Annotated in this window: 13 protein-coding genes; 8 read left to right on the top strand and 5 right to left on the bottom strand. The window is 56.9% G+C overall.

Features of this window, described 5'->3' with window-relative positions; all coding sequences use genetic code 11:
• The first annotated feature begins 30 nt into the window (after positions 1-30).
• Complete coding sequence (nfo, locus tag EHO01S_RS04790; protein ID WP_024522889.1) at positions 31-879, top strand: deoxyribonuclease IV; 849 nt, start codon at positions 31-33, stop codon at positions 877-879.
• 108 nt (positions 880-987) lie between these two features.
• Here nfo and wzz(fepE) read toward each other — a convergent pair whose 3' ends face one another.
• The 3 genes from wzz(fepE) to EHO01S_RS04805 all read right to left on the bottom strand — a co-directional run bounded on the left by wzz(fepE) (position 988) and on the right by EHO01S_RS04805 (position 5,709).
• The gene (gene wzz(fepE) / locus EHO01S_RS04795) at positions 988-2,121 is read right to left on the bottom strand and encodes an LPS O-antigen length regulator Wzz(fepE) (RefSeq protein WP_024522890.1); all 1,134 of its coding nucleotides are present in this window, start codon (positions 2,119-2,121) and stop codon (positions 988-990) included.
• A gap of 269 nt (positions 2,122-2,390) precedes the next feature.
• Positions 2,391-4,559, bottom strand: a complete 2,169-nt coding sequence (dinG, locus tag EHO01S_RS04800) for an ATP-dependent DNA helicase DinG (protein WP_024522891.1) — start codon at positions 4,557-4,559, stop codon at positions 2,391-2,393.
• A 94-nt stretch (positions 4,560-4,653) separates the two neighbouring features.
• Positions 4,654-5,709 (bottom strand): FUSC family protein, encoded by a 1,056-nt coding sequence (locus EHO01S_RS04805; protein ID WP_024522892.1) that lies wholly within the window; start codon positions 5,707-5,709, stop codon positions 4,654-4,656.
• Between the two features lie 189 nt (positions 5,710-5,898).
• Here EHO01S_RS04805 and sbcB point away from each other — a divergent pair, with 189 nt between their 5' ends.
• From sbcB to sanA, 7 genes are all read left to right on the top strand, one after another.
• Positions 5,899-7,320 carry an exodeoxyribonuclease I gene (gene sbcB, locus EHO01S_RS04810; RefSeq protein ID WP_035370227.1) on the top strand — a complete coding sequence of 474 codons (1,422 nt, stop codon included), beginning with the start codon at positions 5,899-5,901 and terminating at the stop codon, positions 7,318-7,320.
• A 164-nt stretch (positions 7,321-7,484) separates the two neighbouring features.
• A complete protein-coding gene (rarD, locus tag EHO01S_RS04815) occupies positions 7,485-8,432 on the top strand; it encodes an EamA family transporter RarD (RefSeq protein WP_024522894.1) in 948 nt (315 codons plus the stop codon).
• A 161-nt stretch (positions 8,433-8,593) separates the two neighbouring features.
• The gene (locus EHO01S_RS04820; RefSeq protein ID WP_024522895.1) at positions 8,594-9,010 is read left to right on the top strand and encodes a CidA/LrgA family protein; all 417 of its coding nucleotides are present in this window, start codon (positions 8,594-8,596) and stop codon (positions 9,008-9,010) included.
• The gene (locus EHO01S_RS04825; protein WP_024522896.1) at positions 9,007-9,696 is read left to right on the top strand and encodes a CidB/LrgB family autolysis modulator; all 690 of its coding nucleotides are present in this window, start codon (positions 9,007-9,009) and stop codon (positions 9,694-9,696) included. Before EHO01S_RS04820 ends, EHO01S_RS04825 begins: the two co-directional genes overlap by 4 nt.
• A 196-nt stretch (positions 9,697-9,892) precedes the next feature.
• Positions 9,893-10,780: a cytidine deaminase gene (gene cdd / locus EHO01S_RS04830; RefSeq protein ID WP_024522897.1), complete on the top strand. Its 888-nt coding sequence runs from the start codon at positions 9,893-9,895 to the stop codon at positions 10,778-10,780.
• Positions 10,781-10,965: 185 nt separating this feature from the next.
• The gene (locus tag EHO01S_RS04835) at positions 10,966-12,663 is read left to right on the top strand and encodes an NAD-dependent malic enzyme (protein ID WP_024522898.1); all 1,698 of its coding nucleotides are present in this window, start codon (positions 10,966-10,968) and stop codon (positions 12,661-12,663) included.
• Positions 12,664-12,810: 147 nt separating this feature from the next.
• Positions 12,811-13,608: an outer membrane permeability protein SanA gene (gene sanA / locus EHO01S_RS04840; RefSeq protein WP_024522899.1), complete on the top strand. Its 798-nt coding sequence runs from the start codon at positions 12,811-12,813 to the stop codon at positions 13,606-13,608.
• Between the two features lie 52 nt (positions 13,609-13,660).
• On the opposite strand, the gene EHO01S_RS04845 is transcribed toward sanA, so the two are convergent.
• Complete coding sequence (locus tag EHO01S_RS04845) at positions 13,661-15,835, bottom strand: EAL domain-containing protein (RefSeq protein ID WP_024522900.1); 2,175 nt, start codon at positions 15,833-15,835, stop codon at positions 13,661-13,663.
• A gap of 667 nt (positions 15,836-16,502) precedes the next feature.
• Positions 16,503-17,675, bottom strand: a complete 1,173-nt coding sequence (gene yeiB / locus EHO01S_RS04850) for a DUF418 domain-containing protein YeiB (RefSeq protein WP_024522901.1) — start codon at positions 17,673-17,675, stop codon at positions 16,503-16,505.
• Positions 17,676-17,702: the final 27 nt, after the last annotated feature.

The raw sequence follows: 17,702 nt of genomic DNA on the forward strand, positions 1-17,702 counted from the left end.
TAATAACGCCTCGAATCAGGAGATAACTGTATGAAATATATCGGAGCCCATGTCAGCGCCGCCGGGGGACTGGATCAAGCCGTCCTGCGCGCCCATGCGCTAGAGGCGACGGCGTTCGCACTGTTCACCAAAAATCAACGTCAATGGAAAGCGGCCCCGCTGACGGCAGAGAGCATCGCCAAGTTTCGCACGGCCTGCGCCCAGTATGGCTATCTGCCACAGCAGATCCTGCCGCACGACAGCTACCTGATCAATCTGGGGCACCCGGTCGCCGAGGCGCTGGAAAAGTCGCGCAGTGCATTTATCGACGAGATGCAGCGCTGTGCCGACCTCGGCCTGACGCTACTTAATTTTCATCCCGGTAGCCACCTGCTGCAAATCGATGAACGCACTTGTCTGGCGCGTATCGCCGAATCGATCAATCTAGCCCTGAGTCAAACCCAAGGGGTATGCGCGGTGATCGAAAACACCGCCGGGCAAGGAAGTAATCTGGGATTTCGCTTTGAGCAATTAGCGGAAATCATCGAGCAGGTCGATGATAAGTCACGCGTCGGGGTGTGCATCGATACCTGCCACGCCTTCGCCGCCGGCTACGATCTGCGCGACGAGGAGGCTTGTGAGGAGACCTTCGCCCAGTTTGAACGCTGCGTCGGCTTCCGCTATCTGCGCGGCATGCATCTCAATGATGCCAAAAGCGACTTCAATAGCCGCGTCGATCGTCATCAGTGCCTCGGCGCAGGCAACATCGGGACGGCAGCGTTCCGTTGGATCATGCGCGACCCGCGTTTCGATGGTATTCCGTTGATCCTGGAAACCACCGATCCCGATCGCTGGTTAGATGAGATTGCCTGGTTAAAGGCGCAACAAATAACGCGCTAATCGCAGCTCGCGGCCAAGCTCGCAGCGCTGCCCCAAACGCCGCGCGCAAGCTGCGTTTGGGGCAGACAAGAGGTATCTGGCCGCACGCGCAGACCAGCGGGGAGAAGGTTACTTGCCCTCGGCCGACGCGCCGGAGCACGCATGTCGACTGGCCAAGGCATGACGCATCAGTACCAGCGCACTGGACAGCAGGAGTCCGGCGATCGCCGCCAGCAGCACGATCAATGTCCCCTTCGGCGACGCTTTCTGCAACGGCATGCTAGGCAGCATCAGATACTTGAACGGCTGGATTTGCAAGTCGGCCACTTGCACCTGGCTGAGACGCTCGATATACAACTGGGCATTCTTCAGATCAGCGCTCAGGTCGCTCGGATCGGTCTGCGCACGCTCGATATCCAGCTTCTGGCGCAACGCATTCACTCCAAGCGCAATGGGGAAGTCGCCATCATCTTTAAAGGTCGCCCCATTGCCGTACATCGGCTTATTGATACCCGCAGCCTGCGCCAAGGCCAGCGAATAATTCAGTCGGCGAATATTCACCTGCTGCTGATTCTTCCAACGCTCGAGATTCAACTGGTACTGTGCCTTCTTCTGGGTCAGGATCTGATCCACCTGATCCTGAATGCGGTAGCGTAAGTCATCCTCGACCCGTCTGGCGACGAAGTCGATGTAACCTTGCAGCAAGGCATGCGCCTCCTGCGCGCTGCGCGCCGTGACGCCCAGACGATAATAAGCGAAGGCTTTATCCTCCATCCCCTTATCCTTGGGCGTACTCAGGCTAAACGCCTGCTCGGCCAAGGCGCTCAGAACCCGCGCCTTCTCTTGCGCATCGCGCATCTGCGCCGTCAATTGGCGATAGTAATCCGACTGGGCGATAAACTCGCGCCGCACGATCTGCGAGTCATACGTCTGTATAAAATGCGCGATCAACCACGCGGGGGAGGCATCCACATGAATATCCAACAGCGCCAATTGGTTGAGCGCCTTATGCATCGTGGAGAGCTCCCGCGCCTGCGCTGGCACCAACTCAGCATTACTGGTCCACTTCTGTGGCAATAGCGTGTTGGCCACCAGCCCCAACAGCGCACAGGCGAATACCGCCCCGATGATCACCCACTTGGCCTTGAACAGTACCAACAATAGATCTAACAAATCGATCTCGTCCGCTGGTGATAAGGGTGTCGGTGACAGCACCCTGCTAGAGGTCGTCAGTTGATTCGATTGATGAGCTTTATGAGGCAACACGTTTCTCCCCCACGCTGGGAGACCTCCCGAGATGAAATCGTGACAAATAGTAAACCCAATAATAAAACTATGGTTTACCGATACGCCGTACCTAAACTAACTAACGATAACACAAATGTGTTACACATCATTGCGTACCGGTAATAATAGTGATTTATTAATTAATTAAAATGATATTCAATCGCTAGGATACAGAATATTCTCAGCCTGGGCAATAACTATTGTATTACGATTAACTGTTTAGAAATTATATAATTATCAACCCGCTAGCGATGACGGCGAGACGATAAACGCGGTGTTGCGCGTCGCGCTGCCGCTGACTGTGGCCAGGCAGGCAACGCCCCCGCCGGTAACGCGGGCTGTACGATCGGGAATACCGGCAAGGCCGCTAAGAGGCGGCTGCCATAGCGCTTACTCAGCAGACGTCGATCATAAATAACGATTTCGCCATGGCAACCATGGCTGCGGATCAGGCGTCCCACCTGTTGGATCAGGGTAAAGGAGGCGCCGGGTAGACTCTGGACCTCGAACGGATAGCGCTTACGCGCTTGCAACCATTCCCCCTCCGTCACGATCACCGGACTGTCCACCGGCGGAAACGCCACCTTATGGATATGAACCTGAGTCAACAATTCGCCCTTGAGATCCAACCCCTCGGCAAAGGATTGCAGCCCCACCAATGCGCTCTGCGTTCCGGCTCGCACCCGTCGGCAATGCTCTTCGACCAGGCGATAACGTGGCCGCTCACCCTGGACCAACAGACCGAGACGCAAATCCGGTAAAAAACCGATGAAAGTCTGCATCGCCCGCTGGCTGGCAAACAGCACTAACATGCCACGATGCGCCCCTTGCTGCCAGGCATGACGAAAATAGTGTGCCATCTGGCGCAGGTGCTCGCCCTCGTTGGCTAACGAGGGCTCCAGTGTCAGTTGTGGGATCACCAGTCGCCCTTGGTGGACATGATCGAAAGGGGAGTCCAGCACCACGAAACGATCACCGGCCTCGGCGTTGAGGCCAGAGAGTTCACTGAGACGATCGAACCGGTTCAGCGAGCGTAGGGTCGCCGAGGTCACCACCGCATGAGGAATGCGGCGCCATAACAGACGATCCAGCTGATCACATACCCGGATCCCGACACAGTGTAGCTGGCGGTGGTGCACCCCTTCCGTCACCTCCTGTGTCAGCCATTTGGAGATCGGTGCATTGGAGGCCTGTTCCAGCGCCGCCAAGCGCCACAATTTGGTTAACCCTTCCAGGTAACCAAAGGCGCGGCTCATCTGCAATAACGCACGCTGTACTCGCACTGCGTCGTGCGTCCCACTCTTCTCCTGCAAGTCATTCATCATAAACTCGCACAGACCGCGCAAACCATCACACAACTTATACAGGCGCTGTGCCAAGCTTGCCAGCGCCTCCGGCAGTTGGCCCAGAACGAAACGGTACTGCGTCTCGTCGCCTAACAACGCCTGCGCGGCACGGTCGAAGTCAGCATTCAGTTGGCGTAACTCGGTGCAATGCTCTTGCAGGCGCGTGCTGTTTAGCAAACGCGGGGGATTCTTCGGTTGATACTGTGTGTGACACTGTTCAATATGGCGCACGATCATCTCGATCTGCCCTTGGACAAACAGGGCGCTGATCTCGCCCTCCATCTCCCAGGCATCACGCGCCACATCCGGCAGATGATGCCCTTCATCCAACACCAGTAGCAAATCCTTCGGCGGCGGCAACACCGACTCACTCTCTAACGCCGCCATCACCAAGGCATGATTCGCGACCACCACATCGGCACTTTCGATCTCACGCCGCGCTAGAAAGAAGGGACAATCACGAAAATAAGCACAGCTACGATTGAGACAACTGGCCCGATCGGTACTTAGCCTCGCCCACAATCCCTCTGCCACATTCTCCTGGAGATGATCGCGCAAGCCATCCCACCGGCGACGCGCCCATGCCTGCTGTAACTGGCGGCACTGCTCGCGCTCGGCCTCGCTGCTCGGCGGCATGGTGTCATCGATGAAAAGCAACAGCTCCCCCTGCTCTCCCTGAGTCTGCGCCAACGCCGCCAGATTACGCGGGCAGACATAACGCCGGCGGCCAAAGGCGGCGGTGAAGGTCAAGTCAGGGATGAGACGGCGCAGCAACGGTAGATCCTGGCTATAGATCTGATCTTGCAGCGCCACGTTCGCGGTGCTGACCACCAGAGGCTTTTGTTGCTCTCGGCTGATGGCGATACCAGGTAAGAGATAGGACAGCGTCTTACCAACTCCCGTCGGCGCCTCGATCACCAAATGACGCCCCGCATCCCCGCTGAGGGCACGCGCCACCTCGGCAATCATTTGCCGTTGCTGCGGTCGCGTCACAAAATTGGGAATCTGCTGCGCCAGGGACTTATACCACTGGGAAATTTGCGTCTTGAGTGCGCTGGAAAGTGCCATTGATGCTCGCTGCGGGAAGATAAGCCGCTATTGTCGCACAGCGGGCGGATAAAATCAGCCGCCCAGACACCGGTACACGGAAGATGGCGCCACCCTAACGACGTAGCACGCTCGCCAGCAGATCGCGCAACTCATCCAGCTGCGTCGCCAACTGCATATTCAGCCACAGATAACCGTAGATCGGCGCCTCCTCGTCGCAACGTGCTTGCGCCTCTTCGATCAACGCCTTCAACTCGGCCGCCATCGGCACCATCTCCGGCAGACGCTCCAACTCCTCGACTCGACCACTGAGCAACATTGCCGACAAGCCATTCAGTGCGCTAATGGTCAACTTCTGGAACGTACGCAGACGAGTCGCATTCAGCATGATGAAATGACTCTCCCGACTAGCCCAGTAAGCGTCGGTCATCATCTCCAAGGTGGCGACCAGATTACGGGTGATCACTTGTATAGCATCGAACACCGCCTTATCCACCTTAGTCTCGCGGGCGCTGGGCGCCAGTAAGCCACGCACCGTACCGAGATCAGAAAGAATGCGCTGTTGGCGATCCGTAAGCTGCGGCCGCTCGACCATGTTGGGTGACACATAAGCGCTATAAATATTGCTCATGCAGTTCAGGCCATGACTCATCTTGAGACGCCAGTGGGTAAAGGCACGCTGCGGATAGATGCTGGCGAATAACAACGCCAACAGCGAGCCGATGATCACGTTGGCGCTACGCAGCAATGCCGTATCGATATCGCCGGGGCCCGCGGCACAGACCACGCCCAAGGTGATGCCGATCAGCAATCCCATATAGGGGCGTTTACCCAATGCGGCGACACCACAGACGAACATGACGACGGCACACCAAGCCAGCATCAGGCTCATCGAATAAAGTTCCAGATAGAGCGCGATCAATCCCGATGCCGCGCCAAAGACCGTCCCCAGACAACGCTGCAACGCCCGTACGGTCACGTTACCCCAAAAAGAGATCGGCCCGATCACCACCACCATGGTGATTAACGCCCAAGCTCCCTCGGGCACGGTTAACAAGCGGATCAACAGAAAGGTTAATACGAAAGAGATCGCCATACGCACACCGTGTACAGCGCGATAGTGCCCATAGATGAAGGAGTCAAACGGGGTGATACTTTTATTTAAACGCACAGAAACGACCTTGGATCACACTCTCAACCGAGATGAGCATTCAGTGTAACGGATATTAACGTCATAAATAAATGCCCAGTCTGCTCATTATTTCTCCCGGACAGCCTCACAGTGACCTCATTCCAGGATTGGGTTTCCCCTGCGGCACGGTTACACTAGGCTATATTTTTTTGCTATAGAGATCCTATTTTGAGCCAGGCTGCGCCCTCTTTCTTGTTCCACGATTATGAGACCTTCGGTCAGCATCCGGCGTTGGATCGCCCCGCCCAATTCGCCGGGGTGCGTACCGATGCCGACTTCAACATCATCGAAGAACCCCAGGTGTTTTACTGCCGTCCGGCCGATGACTACCTTCCCCAACCCGAGGCGGTGATGATCACCGGGATCACCCCACAGACGGCGCTGGCTCAGGGGATCTGTGAAGCGGAGTTTGCCGAACGCATCCACCAGCTATTTAGCGTGCCGGGCACCTGTGTCGTTGGCTATAACAATATTCGTTTTGACGACGAGGTCAGCCGTAACCTGTTCTATCGTAACTTCTTCGATCCTTACGCCTACAGCTGGCAAAATGGTAATTCGCGCTGGGATCTGCTGGATGTTCTGCGGAGCTGCTACGCCCTGCGGCCACAGGGGATCGTCTGGCCGGAAAATGAACAAGGCCTGCCGAGCTTCAAACTGGAACATCTCTCTCAGGCCAACGGTATCGAGCACAGCAACGCCCACGACGCGATGGCCGACGTCTACGCCACCATCGAGATGGCCAAGCGCGCCAAGCAGGCGCAGCCACGGCTGTTTGATTACCTGTTCCAACTGCGCAATAAAAATCGGGTGGCGCAACTGATCGATATCGCCGCGATGACGCCGCTGGTGCATGTCTCCGGCATGTTTGGTGCGCTGCGCGGCAATACCAGCCTGGTGGCGCCGCTAGCCTGGCATCCCGACAACAAGAATGCGGTGATCGTCTGCGATCTGGCGGGCGACATCACGCCGCTGTTGACCTTGGATAGCGCAGCCCTACGCGAGCGACTGTACACGCCACGCAGTGCGTTGGGCGACACCCCGCCGGTGCCCATCAAGCTGGTGCACATCAACAAATGCCCAGTGTTGGCTCCCGAAAAGACACTGCTGGCGGAAAATGCCGAGCGCTTAGGCATCGATCGCCAACGCTGCCTGGATAACCTGACCCTACTGCGCGGCCATCATGCGGTACGCGATAAGGTGGTCTCCCTGTTTGCCGATGCGCCGCCCTTTCCGCGCGCCAGTGATGTGGATAGCCAACTGTACGACGGTTTCTTTAGCGACGCCGATCGCCAAGCGATGCAGATCATCCGCGCGACCTTACCGCAGAATCTCCCCGCCTTGGATCTGCGCTTCAACGATGAGCGCATCACGCCATTACTGTTCCGCTACCGCGCCCGTAATTATCCGACCACACTGGACGACGCCGAGATGCAACGCTGGCAACAACATCGCCGGGCGATGCTCACGCCAGAGCGCGTCCAAGATTATCTCCAAACGCTGGAGATGTTGTACAACCGTTACGAAGATCAGCCTCAGCGCCTAACACTATTACGCGCGCTATTTGATTATGCCCGTGAATTAGTTGGATAATATACTTAAGCCAAAAGGATGCGGCAGGTTACAGCGGGGCATGTTCCCCACCATCATCGTCAATCCCGCCCTCCCCGGCCAATGCGCGTCTTCTCCCACGCCAGCGACGCTGGCGTGGACGACAACGGTGCCTCGGCATGAGGCCTTCATCAAGGCGAGAGTCTATGTGGCTGACTAATGGACCGCTACTGGCGGTGCTGTCATTTATTCTGTGGGGAATCACACCGCTGTATTACAAACTGCTGAACGAAGCCAATGCGTTCGAGCTGCTCGCCCAACGCCTGTTCTGGTCGGTTCCCTTGCTGCTGTTGCTACGCCTGCTGTTCAAACAGCGCACCGCCTGGCGCGCCGTTTGGCAAGATAAGCGCTCTCTCTACTGCTGTCTCCTCGGCGGCGCCATCATGAGCATCTCCTGGACCACCTTCATCTATGCCCTCACCCATCACCTGGTGCTGGATGCCAGCTTGGGCTACTTCACTAACCCGCTGTTCGCCATCGCGCTGGGGGTGATCTTTCTGCACGATCGTCTGACCCCTTTCCAACGCCTCGCCGTGCTGCTGGCGGTCATCGGTCTCGGTTATCAAATCATCCTGTTGGGACGGGTGCCGGTACTGGCGCTGGTGATGGGCATCACCTTCGCCTTTTACGGTCTGGTGCGTAAGTATATTCGCTACGATATTATGACCTCGTTGACGCTGGAGACCCTGTGGATGCTACCGCTGGCGATCGGCATCACCTTCTGGCTGCAACTGAATGGAGAGAGCGGCCTGACAGGCATCAGCTCGACGCACTACCTACTCTATATCCTGACCGCGCCAGTCACCTATGCCCCGCTACTGCTGTTCGCTGCCGCGATTAAGCGTACCTCGCTGACGGTAGTCGGGCTGGCCCAGTATGTCGAACCCTCACTCCAATTTCTGTTGGCGGTGCTGCTCTTCGGCGAGCCGATCAACGTGGCGAAGATGGTTAGTTTCTCCCTGATTTGGCTAGGTTTGGCGTTCTGCATCTACGAGATCTTTATCATCATGCGCCGTCCTGATCCGTCCACCGCTCCCGCCGCTTCGCCAGCGAAAGCGGGGACTCGCCTACCCGTCGGTCATCATAAGCGTTAATCCTCTGCGGCCCGCCCCGACGCGCGGGCCTTCTCTCGCCCCCATCCGCCTACCCTGCCAAATTGGCATGGCTACCATAGAGCGAATTCATGGTGTGATCAGTAGCACATTTTACCCATTAATTGTATGATAATTGCGTTTTCGTTTTTAGGTACACTACGATGTCAAAACCGCTTTCTGTTTGCTGGCAATACGCACGCGCCTTTGTATTGATCTACCTGTGTTTGTTTGCCGGTAATGCTCTGTCCACTCTGCTGCCGATCACCATTCCTGGTAGCATCATCGGCATGTTGATCCTCTTCGCCTTGCTGGCCTCACAGATCATGCCCGCCAAGTGGGTTAAACCTGGCTGTAGCCTATTTATTCGCTATATGGCACTGCTGTTCGTACCGATCGGTGTCGGGGTGATGCAGTACTACAACGTGTTATGCCGTCAGTTCGGCCCTATCGTCGTCTCCTGTGTGGTCAGCACCCTGATCATCATGGTGGTCGTGGCCTACTGTTCTCATCTGGTACATCGCGAGCGTCCTAACGATGGCAAGCAACCCGTCATCCGCCCGCAGGAGAGTAAACAATGATCAATATCTGGTGGTCGTTGCCGTTAACGCTGGCGGTCTTCTTCGGCGCCCGTCGCCTAGCTCAACGCCTGAATATGCCGTTGCTCAACCCGCTGTTGGTTTCTATGGCGGTGATCATCCCCGTGCTGTTGCTGCTACATATTCCGTATCACAATTACTTCGCCGGCAGTAGCGTGCTGAACAGCCTGCTGCAACCGGCCGTGGTGGCGCTCGCCTTCCCGCTGTATGAGCAGTTGCACCAGATCCGGGCGCGCTGGAAGTCCATCATCACCATCTGTTTCATCGGCAGCGCCACAGCAATGACCACCGGAACCGCCATCGCGCTGTGGTTAGGGGCGACACCGGAAATCGCCGCCTCGGTGCTACCGAAATCGGTCACGACGCCGATCGCCATGGCGGTCTCCCAATCGATCCACGGTATTCCGGCCATCAGCGCCGTCTGTGTCATCTTCGTTGGGATCTTGGGGGCCGTGTTCGGCCATACTCTGCTAAACGCCATGAAGATCCGCACCAAGGCATCACGCGGCCTCGCGATGGGGACCGCCTCCCACGCCTTGGGGACCGCGCGCTGTGCCGAAGTCGATTACCAAGAGGGGGCCTTCAGCTCCCTGGCGTTGGTGATCTGCGGCATCATCACCTCGCTGTTGGCACCGTTTCTCTTCCCGCTCCTACTACGGATCTTCTGATAGAATTTTCACAGTGGCGTGCCCCAAATGGGGCACGCCGTGTGATTACGCGGCTCAAATCAAAGCAAAATAGTGAAACAACTCGCTCATTCACCATTTGAATTACAAAGATTACACTCAAAAAGTGATAATTATCACAAATATAACTCTAATGCTTACCTACAATAGCCTCCCGTAACTCACAAGAGGCCTTCCCATGCACGCACGCTTTGCCGCTGCATTTAGCCAGTTGCCTGGCGAACTCCAAGCGGCACTCACCCCCATTATGGCGTCAGACGATTTCGCCGCCATGATCACCGCCGCTCAGGTGGATGCCATTTGCCATGCCTGCCAGTTGGATCGTCAGGCGTTGAGTTTTGCGCTGTTGCCCTTGTCGGCGGCCTGTGCCCTGACGCCGATCTCCCATTTTCAGGTGGGTGCCATCGTCCACGGGGCCAGCGGTAACCTCTACTTCGGTGCCAATATGGAGTTCGCCGGCGTCCCGATGCAGCAAACCATCCACGCCGAACAGTGCGCCATCACCCACGCTTGGTTGCGCGGTGAACGCGCGCTGGCCTCAATCACCGTTAACTGCACTCCATGCGGCCATTGCCGTCAGTTTATGAATGAACTGAACAGCGGCACACAGTTGCCGATCCACCTCCCGGGACGTCAAGCCGCCACCCTGGGCGATTATCTGCCGGACGCTTTTGGCCCACGCGACTTGCAGATCAAGACGTTGCTGCTCGATCAGATCCATCACGGTCTGACACTCGCCAGCGGCGACGATGACGCCCTGGTGAGCGTGGCCTTGGCGGCGGCAAACGCCAGCCATGCGCCCTATAGCCAAGCCTACAGCGGCGTCGCGCTTGAGACAGCGCGCGCCGTCTATAGCGGGCGCTATGCGGAGAATGCGGCCTTTAACCCGAGTCTGCCCCCCTTACAGGCGGCATTGATCCTGTTGAATATGGCCGGTGAGCCCTGTTCGGCTATCCAACGCGCCGCCCTGGTTGAAAGCCAAAGCCACGTACTCTCACAACTGGCAGCCACTCGCGCCACGCTACAGGCATTGGGATGTGATCGCCTGAGCTACCAGGCGATCTAATCGCGATCACGGCATCGCCCTGAATGGGGATGCCGTTCATCCACGCTCGGCTATCTGCTCGCCAACCCGATTGTTACAAAACATATAATTTATGAATACTTTTGATAACAAACATTGAACAGTGATTAACTCTCTTTTAGGATCGAGACGGTAGCATTCAATCCCGTTAACATAAGAGCGTACTTATGGATCTGGAACACGAGAGTAAACGTCCGCTGTATATCCCCTATGCTGGCCCCATCCTGCTTGAGTTTCCCTTGTTGAATAAGGGCAGCGCCTTTAGCGAAGAAGAACGTAACAACTTTAACTTAAACGGCCTACTGCCCGAGGCCATCGAAACCATCGAGGAGCAGGTAGCGCGCGCCTATCGCCAATTCTGTGATATCCAAAGCGACACCGCCAAACACATCTATCTACGCAACATCCAAGACACCAACGAAACCCTCTTCTATCGTCTGCTGCGGGCACACCTCAGCGAGATGATGCCTATCATCTACACGCCAACGGTGGGCGAAGCCTGCGAACACTTCTCCGATATCTATCGCCGCGCACGCGGGCTGTTTATCGCCTACCCGAACCGCGATCGCATCGATGACATGCTGCAAAATGCCACCAAACAAAACGTCAAGGTGATCGTCGTTACCGATGGCGAGCGCATTCTCGGCTTGGGCGACCAGGGGATCGGCGGCATGGGGATCCCCATCGGTAAACTGTCGCTGTATACCGCCTGTGGCGGCATCAGCCCGGCCTATACACTGCCCGTAGTGCTGGATGTCGGAACCAACAACCCCCAGCGTCTTAACGATCCGCTGTATATGGGCTGGCGCCACCCACGCATCACCGGCGATGAGTACAACGCGTTTGTCGAGGCGTTTATTCAAGCGGTCAAACGCCGTTGGCCAGACGTTCTCCTCCAATTTGAGGACTTCGCGCAGAAGAATGCCATGCCGCTGCTCAGCCGCTACCGCGACCAACTGTGTTGCTTTAATGATGATATCCAAGGTACCGCCGCCGTGACCCTCGGCAGTCTGATCGCCGCCAGCCACGCCGCGGGCAGCCGTCTGCGCGATCAGACCATCACCTTCCTCGGTGCCGGCTCCGCCGGGTGCGGCATCGCCGAGCAGATCATCGCCCAGATGGTGGCGGAGGGGTTAAGCGATGAAGAAGCGCGGGCGCGCATCTTCATGATCGATCGCTTCGGACTGTTGACCGATCGTCTGCCGAACCTGCTCGACTTCCAGAGTCGCCTGGTGCAGAAACAGCAGACCCTAGCGACATGGCAGACGGAAAACGAGAGCATCTCCCTGCTGGATGTGGTGCGCAATGCTCATCCAACGGTATTGATCGGCGTCTCCGGCCAGCCGGGGCTCTTCAGCGAAGCGATCATTCGCGAAATGCACCGCCACTGCGCACGCCCGATCATCATGCCGCTCTCTAACCCGACATCACGTGTTGAGGCGCGTCCCGAAGATATTATTACCTGGACCGATGGTGCCGCACTGGTCGCCACCGGTAGCCCCTTCGAGCCGGTCAATTACCAGGGACAGCACTATCCTATCGCCCAATGCAACAACGCCTATATCTTCCCCGGTATCGGCCTGGGCGTCTTGGCCAGTGGAGCGCAGCGCGTGACCGATGGCATGTTGATGGCGGCGAGCCGGGCTCTGGCGGACAGCTCGCCACTGGTGCGCGACGGCCAGGGGGCGCTGTTACCGGATCTCAAGGATATCCAGCAGGTTTCGCGCGACATCGCCTTCCAGGTAGCCAAAGCGGCTCAGTTACACGGCGTCGCCGTACTCACCTCCGATGAGGCGCTGCTCCAGGCCATCGAGCAAAACTTCTGGCTACCGCAGTACCGTAGCTACAAACGCACTTCCTTCTAGTGTCACCGTCCAACGCCGGGCCGTACTGGTCCGGCGGCAGCTTGCTGAGCAAATAAGCGTCATCCGCCCACCGGGCGCGCCATATGGCTTGCGTCCTGCCAAGGTGTACAGTAGCCTCGAAAAAGTGAGAACTACAGGAAGCACGCCATGAGGTGGAAGCGATGGATATATGGTCTGGTCGGCGTCGGCATCATACTGCTGCTGGCGGCGTTGGCGCTTGACCGCTGGATCAGTTGGGTTACCGCCCCCTATATCTATGACGATGTGCAGGATCTGCCGCGCCGCGAGGTCGGCGTCGTGCTCGGTACCGCCAAGTATGTCGCCCCCGGTGTCATCAACCAGTACTACCGCTACCGTATTCAGGGTGCGCTAAACGCCTATAACAGTGGTAAGGTCAGTTACCTATTGCTCAGCGGCGACAACGCCCTACAGAGCTACAACGAGCCGGTCACCATGCGACGCGATCTGATCGCCGCCGGCGTGCCAAGCGGTGATATCGTGCTGGATTACGCCGGTTTCCGTACCCTGGACTCTATCGTACGCACTCGCCGAGTCTTCGATACGAATGACTTCACCATCATCACCCAGCGTTTTCATTGCGAGCGGGCGCTGTTTATCGCCAGACATCTCGGTATTCAGGCCCAGTGCCTGGCGGTTCCCTCCCCTAAAGACATACTCCTGGTGCGTCTACGCGAGATCGGAGCCCGTATCGGGGCACTGACCGACCTCTATCTGCTACAACGTCAACCGCGTTTCCTCGGTCCGCAGATCCCGATCCCGGCGGTGCATAAAGTCGCGGCCGATGCGCAGAGCTACCCGGCGGTATTACCCGCGCAGCTGCAAGCCTTGGAGCGGCGGGAACGCGCCGATGAACGGGCGAAACGGGACAAAGAGAAGGAGAAGGAGAAGGGAAAACCGCAAGTCCAGCGCTCTCCGTCGCCTTAAGCTCACCCCGGCATGTAACAATACTGCCCGGCGCTACGCCGGGCGCCACACGCTAACTCGCCAGCGGACGCGGCTTACCCAACAGGAATCCCTGTAGGTATTGAACCCCCAGGCTGCATAGCACCTCCATCTGCTCGCGCGACTCCACATACTCAGCCACGACCTGTAGCTGTTTCTCCCGCGCAATATCACAGATCGATTTGATGATCAGCCGATCCAGCGAGTTACTGACGATATCTTTGACAAACATGCCGTCGATCTTCACCACGTCCGCATGCAGATGCTTCAAGCGCTGATAGTTGGACAGCCCGGTACCGAAGTCATCGATGGCGATCTTGAAGTTATAGGCCCGCAAAGCGCGCACCGTCTCCGACTCCCGATTCTCATCCAGTAGATATTGCTGCTCGGTGATCTCGAAGATCACCGCCTCTGGCCGTACTTGATAGCGCTCGAAGAGCGCGATGATCTGTGCCGCTACGCCATGTTGCATCAGGGTCGACGGCATCAGATTCACCGAAAAACAGGTCGAGGTACTGTCTAGCTTGGCACGGCAAATATGGCGCAGGACATTCTCGATGATCAGCAGATCGAATTGCGCACACAGATTGAAGGCGGTGATGAAAGGAATGAATTTCCCCGGCAAGATCAATTGCCCGCCGTCCTGCAAGCGGGTCAGGATCTCATAATAACATTTGCCGCCACGATGCACGATCGGCTGGGCATACAGTAGCAGGGTATTCTCCTGTAGCGCGCGAGTGATCTTTTGCAACCAGAAAACTTGCTCGTTCACGGCCAAGCTCACCTCATTCTCCAAGCCAAGCAGCGGCATAATACGGTGCTCCTGGCAAGAGCGCTCGGCCAGGTAGCTCAACTGTCCGATACGCGCGTTCAGCGCGTGGCGGTGAGCATCGAAGGCAGCATAGGCCACGCCATACTGGATCGCTACAGGTTGCCGTTGCCAGTGTAGCGGCTGATGCAACAGCAAGGCGTGCAACGCATCGATGCGTGCCCACTCGGCACCGGGTTGCAGATAAACCAACAGTTCCGCCCCCTGCAATTGATAAACCCGCTCCCCCGGCAACAGCGACGGTGCCAACAAGGTCGCCAGTTGATTCTTAGTCAGCGTACGCATCGTCATACCGTGGCAACGGCCGAGGATCTCCAGGTTGCCAAGATGTAACAGACACAGCGTACCGCGCGGACGCCGTTGTAGATGGCGATTCAAGGCGCAAAGCGTAGGCAACGCAGGAGGAAAATCACTGCCCAGCAAACGCAGCGGAAAACGCCGCATCAGCCTATTCTTTTTGATCACCAACAGCGTGAAAAGCAATGAAATACTAAAGGCAATCAAGGACGAAGACAGAAAAGCCAACTGATAGTGACGGTTGCTATGCCAGATAAAATGCTGACTGCTGGCCAACAGCAACATGATGCTCAATGCCCAGAGCAGCCACAGCAGGCGATCGCTGACATGAAACGCCGCCAAGGTAAACAGAATAAACAGCAACGGTGTCAGGTAGCTCACGTTGACGTGAACCGCGCTCGGTAAGCAAAGCGCCCCCATCAGCGTCAGGTAAGATAGCAGCAATACCAGAACAATGCGTCGACCGTGGCGCAAATGCAGCGCACGCCGACACTCCTCGACGAAGGCGCGCCGGTAACCTTGACTCAATAACACGCGTAACAGGATATACCCAGCCGGCGTCAGCACCAGACCGCTCAACACCATCCCCGCTAGAGAGAGCAAGATCGTGGGCAGTTGCAGCGGCTCTGCCGGCATCAAGGCAGGCAAGACGCCGGCACTCAGCATCAATGCGCCGCTGAGCAAGGGGTAAAGCAAGCCGAGCCCCAGCAGACGAAGCGCGATCCCTCGGGCAGACATGCGGTGAATATCGCAACGCCAGCGCACACCTTGCCAACGCTGACTCAGCACCAGGAATACCCATAACGGCAGCAAGAGAGCCAGACTCTGAATCAGGATATCGCCCACAGGAAGCGAGGAAAACAACCAGGAATAGAGCGGTAACGATAACGCCAACGTCAGTAATGCCCGCTGAGCAAACAGCAGCAATAACGCCGCATTCAGGGCTAGCGGTAAATAGAGCAGGTAGCACGGCTCGCCATTCACCGACGCTAAAGGCGAAAGCCCCTCGGCCAATGGCAGCAACAGCATGCTTAACAAGCCAGGCAGCGCATATTTTCCCCCAGAGAGGGCGATTCTTTTCATCACCTAGACCGATACCCCAAAAAACCGACTCAGACGGATAACGCCGCATCCGCCGCGGTAATCATCCCGATTTATCTTGTCTCTCCCTGGCGCATTTTCTATTTTCTTGCGATGACATCTGGCGACATCACGCCATTTCTACTGCTGTTGCCACGTCTACTGCCGCCTACACGCCCAAGATCGCACGCCATCAACCAGGACACCAGCTGCGCTGGCGCTATCCACAAGGCACGGGAGCCCCGGAAAGTACCCAGCATCGGTGCAGCGCACGCGCCTGCCAATGACCAGAAATAGGACTATTCTTATTAAAATAACAACAAGGGTAATCTCACCCCGAAAATAAATTATTTTTAGTCTTTAAAATCAATTTGATACACGCAGCAACGCACGGCAGAATGATTATTCCGACAAGCGAATGAATCCCATCATATCGATGAATGAAACGACTAATTAAAAAATTAAAATCGTCAGATAGATCCTATGGATAGATGAAACTAAACCCATCTTTTTTAATAGTGATGCACGAATAGGTCAAGCGCAATAGTGAAATTGATAATTGCAGCTTTGAGAATATACTCGATGACACGCCCTGATACCTCGACTATCCGAGCCTAACCCTAGACGGGCGTCGCGCCCCTGGACGCGAGCCCTAGCGCGCGACGGCGTCTTACCCCCACGCACAGAGGCGCGTCAAATGACGCCACAACCACTCCAGCGGACCTTGGCGGAAGCGCCGTAACCAAAACCAAGAGAACAGAAAGCAGCCTCCCCACACGCCCGGTACCCACCACAACAGCGCGGCGCGCCCAGCCTGATTAAATAAGCCTACGCGATAGAATAGCGTGGTACAGATTAGCGTCTGGAGTAGATAGTTACTTAACGCCATGCGCCCTACTCGTTCCAATGCCCGCGTCACGCGCCAGCGCGCTAAGCGTGGCCAGTAGGCATAGATTAACGCCACATACCCCAACATCATCAAGGGGGCCGCCAGCTCACCGGGCAGTTGTAACAGGTAGCCACACCAGCGGTATGCCCATTGGAGATGCCACTGTAACAGGCTAGCCGGAGCCTGAATCGCGACGCCGAGTAACAGCAATCCCAGGCCGACACGACGATAGTGGGTCAGGGAGAAGCGCCCCCTCAACCAGCCGCTGCGCATCAATGCCGCACCAAGTGCCATCAGGCCCGCCAACTGCCAGCCATATTGCACCGCCAACGCCAGCAGATTATTCGCCAGCAGTTCACTACGGTTACGCCAGGCCGCCCAACCGCCGTTCAGTTTCCAGTAGGTCTCGTACTGGATCTCGGCGTCGTTGAGTTGCCAGAAGCCGTGGGGTTCACTCCCGGCTTGTAACGCCAACAACAACAGCATGCCTAAGCCAATGGCGTACAGCGTCACCCCACTGTTAAAGAGCGTGCGCACCGACCCCGCGTCGCGGATCATTCGCCAGCTCAGCAAACCGATCAGTCCATAAGCCAACAGGATATCGCCATCCCACAGTAAGAGGCTATGCAGTAGGCCAAACAGCACCAGCCAACTTAATCGAGTCTGGATCCAAGCGGCACCACGCGGCAGCAGCATCTCCAAACCGGCACCAAATAGCAGAGCGAACAAGGCGAGGAATTTTCCTTGTACCCACAAGCTGCTCAGCAACCAGGCGCCCTGATCCCAGGCTGAGGGTATTCCCTGATAGGCCGGATTGAGATAAGCCGCCTTCGGCAAAGCAAAACCCACAATGTTCATCAGCAAGATCCCCAACAACGCCAAGCCACGTAAGGCATCGAGGGTGGCGATACGGGGGGCCGCCGCCCGCCCGGCGGCGTTCACGGTGTCGCTCATGGCGATTCCTCATTCGTTACAGACAAA

The organism is Edwardsiella hoshinae NBRC 105699 = ATCC 33379, assembly GCF_000474215.1.
Taxonomy (GTDB): Bacteria; Pseudomonadota; Gammaproteobacteria; order Enterobacterales; family Enterobacteriaceae; genus Edwardsiella; species Edwardsiella hoshinae.

Excerpts from the sequence above, each read along its gene's own strand:
- nfo (WP_024522889.1), top strand. The coding sequence starts at position 31 with ATGAAATATATCGGAGCCCATGTCAGCGCCGCCGGGGGACTGGATCAA.
- dinG (WP_024522891.1), bottom strand. The coding sequence starts at position 4,559 with ATGGCACTTTCCAGCGCACTCAAGACGCAAATTTCCCAGTGGTATAAG.
- rarD (WP_024522894.1), top strand. The coding sequence starts at position 7,485 with ATGTGGCTGACTAATGGACCGCTACTGGCGGTGCTGTCATTTATTCTG.
- EHO01S_RS04820 (WP_024522895.1), top strand. The coding sequence starts at position 8,594 with ATGTCAAAACCGCTTTCTGTTTGCTGGCAATACGCACGCGCCTTTGTA.
- EHO01S_RS04825 (WP_024522896.1), top strand. The coding sequence starts at position 9,007 with ATGATCAATATCTGGTGGTCGTTGCCGTTAACGCTGGCGGTCTTCTTC.
- cdd (WP_024522897.1), top strand. The coding sequence starts at position 9,893 with ATGCACGCACGCTTTGCCGCTGCATTTAGCCAGTTGCCTGGCGAACTC.
- EHO01S_RS04835 (WP_024522898.1), top strand. The coding sequence starts at position 10,966 with ATGGATCTGGAACACGAGAGTAAACGTCCGCTGTATATCCCCTATGCT.
- sanA (WP_024522899.1), top strand. The coding sequence starts at position 12,811 with ATGAGGTGGAAGCGATGGATATATGGTCTGGTCGGCGTCGGCATCATA.
- EHO01S_RS04845 (WP_024522900.1), bottom strand. The coding sequence starts at position 15,835 with ATGAAAAGAATCGCCCTCTCTGGGGGAAAATATGCGCTGCCTGGCTTG.
- yeiB (WP_024522901.1), bottom strand. The coding sequence starts at position 17,675 with ATGAGCGACACCGTGAACGCCGCCGGGCGGGCGGCGGCCCCCCGTATC.